Origin of the sequence: Streptomyces sp. MMG1533 (assembly GCF_001279775.1) — a bacterium.
Taxonomy (GTDB): domain Bacteria; phylum Actinomycetota; class Actinomycetes; order Streptomycetales; family Streptomycetaceae; genus Streptomyces.
Map to the genome: position 1 here is coordinate 1 of NZ_LGDG01000067.1, position 5,132 is coordinate 5,132.

Consider the following 5,132-nt stretch of genomic DNA (forward strand, 5'->3'; position numbering starts at 1 on the left):
GCACCAACTGCCGGATCAACGTCCCGAGATCATCACTCGACCCCCGCGAATCACGCTGCAGCTGCGACAGCGTCTGCGCACCCATGTCGAACTTCATCACGCCTCCCCCGTCGGGCTGTTACGGCGGACCGTCACCGGTCCACCTCATGACTCTCCCCCATCTCTATCAACCCGATAGTTGCCTGTGCAATCAAGGCCCCCAGCACGCACACGAGCACCACGACTTTCGGCCAGGATCCCGGTTCGTGCAGGTGAGCGGGCGGGCACAGCGCGTGGCGGCGGGGGTCGAGACCGTCGATGTCGCTGTCGCGGAGCTCCTCGCGACCGAGCCGGTCTCCAATGCCCGGGCATGCGCCGGCACGTGGGCCGGCAGCCGCTGAGCAGACGCGGCAATCGGGGCAAGTGCGCGTGGTGCGAGCTGAAGGCTGCCAGGACCAGTGAGCGTGCCTTACCTCTGCTGAGTCCTGTTTTCCAGACTCACACGATGTCCCGCGAGGTACTCCTCGACCTCCCCCGTGAAGGGTTCGCCGCAGTAGAGGAGTCGCAGCCCGTAATCGAGATCCACGTCGGGATCGTCGAGGTCGGTGCGCCGCAACCCCGCTACGTTCAGCCCGTGGCCGTGAGTTTCGTGATGGCCGACTCGATGAACCGGGCCGCTTCGACGGCCGAGATCTCGACGTGGTCGACCTCGTTGTGCCCGAGTTCGTACAGGCGGAGATATTCGGTCGGTTCCCAGCGGAGGTTTCGGGTGAACGCCTCGTCGTACGTCTGCCCGTCGTCGATCCGGCGCCGGACGATTCCCCGCGGATTGCTCCGGGGGTATCCGTCACTGATCTTCGCGTAGTAGGTGATGTCACCCTCGGCGTCGAGGGCGTCGAGGATCGCCGGTGCGAGGGTGAGGAAAGGAGACGCGGCGAGGTTGCTCTCCACCGTGCCGAGACGGACCATCGCACCGTTGAGGTCGATGAATTCCTCGACGAAGTACCCTCCACCCCGCTCGAACATGGCCAGCAGCGGCTCGTAGGGGCCTTCCGGAAGGTCCGCCGGCAGTTCGACCCCGGACTCCCCCAGGGCCGCCCACCGTACGGCGGCCCGGCAGGTCCGCTTGAGGGAGGACGGGGCCACGCCCGTGAGCGCCTCCTCCAGTTCGGCGGCGACGTCCGGCGCGATCTCCACCTCCGGCGCGACCAGCTGGGCGATGTCGAGGAACGGCCAGGACGCCTCGGCGTCGTACGCCTTCGCCCAGGACGCCGTGCGGCGCAGATACTCCCGCATGAGCAGCGCGCGCGAATTCGCGTGCTCGTATGCCGCGGCGTCGTCGCCCCAGTCGATCGCCCTGAGCCGTTCGAGCATCACACGTGAACGATCGTCGGTCACTTCAGGTCCAGCCCCTTCGCTTTCAGTTCCTGGACGACATCGTTCACGAAATCATCGATGTTGGACAAATCGTCGGCCAGCGCCGTCTTGGGGTGCTTGAGGCCGAGCTTCTGCCATGCCGTCCCGAATCCACCTCGCACGGGGTTGGGCGAGAGGTCGTGCGCGCCTGCCGCGCCCAGGCTCTTGGGAGACCGTCGGCCGTCGACGGTTCCATCCTCCCCGATGCGCCACAGACCCGTCTCGTCGCGGAGATACGGCAGACCCCGCTTCATCAGCTCACTCTCCACGTATTCGTGGCTCATGAGGTTCTTGAATTCCCTGACCTGGTCCGCGTCCAGGGTTCCCTTGCGCGCTCCGTCCCACAGATCCGCGATGTCGTCGCGCGGTGTGAACAGCCCCCGCTTCGACTCTCCCGGCCCGATGACCACGTCGTGCTGTGCCCGGATCATGTGGGTCTTGACGTCGCGGATCACGGACTCGGAAACGCCGGTGTTCCTCGCCATCTGCGGCACGTCGACGTGGTTCGGGGTGGCCCGCAGCGACTCGTAGATCCGCCCCGCGTACTCGGAGGGCTCGTCGACCCAGCCGGCGCCGCTCCAACCGCCGTCGGGACCGTGCGTGTACGGGGTTCCTCCGTCGCCCGTGTCCAGCTGGTCCCCAGGGCCGTCGGCGTCGCGCCCGGCGTCGTCGACCGGGCCGCCCTCATCGGCCTCGCGCGCCAGGTCACCGGCGTCGTCCCCGACGTCCGTGGCCTCGTGACCAACCGTGTCGGCCTGCCGACCGGTCGAGTCGAGTTCCCTGCCCAGCGCGGACGCCGCGTCAGCGGCACTGTGCCCACCGATGCGGATGTCCCCGGCACCATGCGGCACCGGAACCCTGCCGAACAACTCCGTCTGCTCGAGTTTGATCGCGGTGAGTTCGTCGGCGGAGACACCGGGCAGGCGCTCCTTTTCGTAGAGGACGTGGCCGTCCATCTTGGCCGTGAAGCTGTCCGCCGTGTGGAACTGCAACTCGAAGACCTGGCCGCTCACCGGGTCGCGCCAGGTGGAGTTGATGCCCTTGTATCCGGCGGAGTCCCAGGTGTTCTTGAACGTGACGTTCTCGAAGCCCTTGGCCTGCAGGTCGTCGACCGCCTGCTGGACACCGTGGGTGTACCGGTCGGCAGGGACCTCCATCGTGTAGCGGATGGAGTCCTTGATGTCGCCCAGCACACGACCGTGGTCCACGCCGATGTCCTCGAGCATGTCCGTGGCGAGCTTGCGCTTGAGCGAGTCCTCACCCTTGAGCCGGTACTCGAGTCCGATCAGCTTGCCGTTGTCGACGCGGCCCGCGATGGACTGCATCGACTCCGTGATGTGCGGCTCGGCCTCCTGCGAGCGTCGCATGAAGTCGTCCGCCGCCGCGTTCGCCTCGTGGTCCAGGCGCAGTCCGTTCTCGCCCTCCCACGATCCGTCGGGCAGATTGCCCCGGGGGCCCTCCGGCACGGCAGCACCGGGACCTCCGAAATCGCCGCCGTGCGGCGGAGGCGGGACATCGCCGCCGGAGCCGGCCGGGGTGTGGTCGCCGCCCGTACCGCCGGCCGGGTGATCACCGTGACCGGTCGTCCCGTCGTGGCCACCGGTTGTCCCGTCGTGGTGGGGCTGCGGGGTGTCGGAACCGTCGGTGTGACCGGACGGCGGTTCGTGACCGGCCGACGGTCCCTGCGCCATGTCGTCGGCTCGGCCGCCCGGGAGATGCTCCGCGGTGCTGCCCGGGAGGTGGTCGGCTGCGTTTCCGCCCGGCAGGTGGTCGGCTGCGTGGCCTCCGGGCACGCCGTCGCCCCCGGCATGCGCCGCCGGGACGCCGTCCCCGCCCGCGTGCACCGCCGCGTTGTCGGGCACGCGGCCGACGTCGCCGAGGTCGTTGCCCACGCTGTCGCCCAGGCGGACGTGCTGGCCCGCCTGTTCGGCGGTGTGGGCTCCCGCGCCCACCAGCGCCGGTTCCTTCACCGGGGAGTCCACGCGCGGCACGTCCGCGCCATCAGTCGGGTTGCCGCCCGACGCAGGCCTGTCCACCACGTCCGTGGGCGCGTTGTCGACGCTGTCGACCACATTGCCCTGGTTGTCGAGGAGGTTGCCGTCCGGGTCCATGTACTGGGCCGGAGAGCCGTCCACGCTCGGCAGCTTCGTCGTGCCGGCAGGCAGGACCGGGGTGTCGTCCGGGAGTTTGATGTTGCCGTCGGGCAGCCGGGTCGCGCCCTCCGGGATCGCCGCGCCCTCAGGCAGGTTCACCGTGCCGTCGGGAAGCTTCACCGCACCCTCGGGCAAGGTGAACGCGTTCTCCGGGAGGGTGGGGATCTCGATGTTCCCGACGCCCTTGAGGCCCTTGGCGATGTCGCCGATCTTCGACAGACCCGCGCCCGCGCCCTTGGTGATGTAGGTCATCGGGTCGATGATCTTGCCCGCCTTGCCGGCGGCCGACAGTACCTTCGCCACCGCACCGGCCTTGCCTGCACCCGAGACACCGGCGCCCGCACCACCCGTGAAGACGGTGGTCAGGACGTTGAAGGTGACCGCGCCGGCGGCACGACCGGGGTTCTTGCCCCACTCGTCCCACGCGACCAGGGCCTTGCCCGTCTCCTTCATAGCCGTACGCGAATCACGGATCCAGGACGGCAACTTGTCGTCCGGCAGCGTCCAGAACAGCGCGCCCGCACCGGGAATGGAGGAGATCACCAGACCCGTGGCGAGTTGCGCCAGGCCCTTCCATGCCTGCCCCATCGCATCCCAGCCGCCGAAGCCGACCAGGGTGCCCAGGCCCTTGATGGTGCCCCAGATGCCGTCGACGATCAGGCCGTCCCAGACGAAGGACTTCACCCAGTGGCCGACTTCGTACCAGTGGTGCTTCTCCTCGACCGGGTCGCCCCAGGGAAGCTTCGCGTTCTTCATGTCGTCCGCGGAGAAGCCGTACTGGTCCTTACGCTCCGAGCCGTCCCCGGCGACCATCTGCGTGCCGCCCCACAGAGCGGTGATCTTGTTGTGGGCGGTCCGCTCGGCAGCCCAGAACGCCGCCACCGTCGCGGTGATGTCGTCCCGGATCTGGTTGTGCTCGTCGACCTTGTCCTCGTCGTACTCCCACTCGTCGTCGTCCTTGACCGAAGAGACGAACGTCGTCGCGTCCGCCTTCAACTGCTTCAGCTTGTCGACGAGCGGCCGGATCTCGGTGGCGTACGACGACAGCGCGCCGGACACCGTCTCCAGGTCGTCCCCGAACGTGTCCGCACGGTCCTTGACCGGCTTGGTCGTCGCGAACAGCTTCTCGGCCTCGGGGGCGGTGTAGTACGCCGAGAGGCCCTGGAACTGGGAGTGGACGTCGCCGCCGGTCTTGCGGACGTTGCCCGCGTCCTTCTTCAGGTCGGCGTAGTCGGTCTCCAGCTGGGTCAAGTCGCCCGTGAACTGAGGAATCTTCTCCGGCTGGATCACGCCTTGCCCGCCCCCGGCATGTCCAGCTTCGGCTCGGACAACGCATTGCGCTGCGCCTCCGCGGCCATCTCCTGATCGCCATTCAGATACGCCGTCGTCGCGTCCACCGCACCCTGCAGCGACTTGCCCGCCCGGGCCGCCACATACTGCAGGTCCTTCGACGCACGCTCCGCATACTGCGACAACGCAAGGGCAACCAGGCCACCCGCGGCCTTCTCGCCACCCTCGCCGCCACCGCCACCCTCGGCAGAGATCGTGCCGGCGCTGGTCGCCGCCGACGTCAGGTGCTCACCG

At 68.5% G+C, this 5,132-nt stretch carries 3 protein-coding genes; all 3 read right to left on the minus strand.

What is annotated here, in order from left to right; translation table 11 throughout:
- Window positions 1-606: 606 nt before the first annotated feature.
- Window positions 607-1,377 (minus strand): hypothetical protein, encoded by a 771-nt coding sequence (locus tag ADK57_RS10485; RefSeq protein ID WP_234390110.1) that lies wholly within the window; start codon window positions 1,375-1,377, stop codon window positions 607-609.
- Window positions 1,374-4,838: a hypothetical protein gene (locus ADK57_RS52185; protein ID WP_324612185.1), complete on the minus strand. Its 3,465-nt coding sequence runs from the start codon at window positions 4,836-4,838 to the stop codon at window positions 1,374-1,376. The genes ADK57_RS10485 and ADK57_RS52185 overlap by 4 nt, the downstream gene beginning before the upstream one ends.
- Window positions 4,835-5,132: DUF6507 family protein (locus ADK57_RS10495; RefSeq protein ID WP_053749124.1), on the minus strand; the 298-nt coding region annotated here is incomplete at its 5' end. The genes ADK57_RS10495 and ADK57_RS52185, both read right to left, overlap by 4 nt.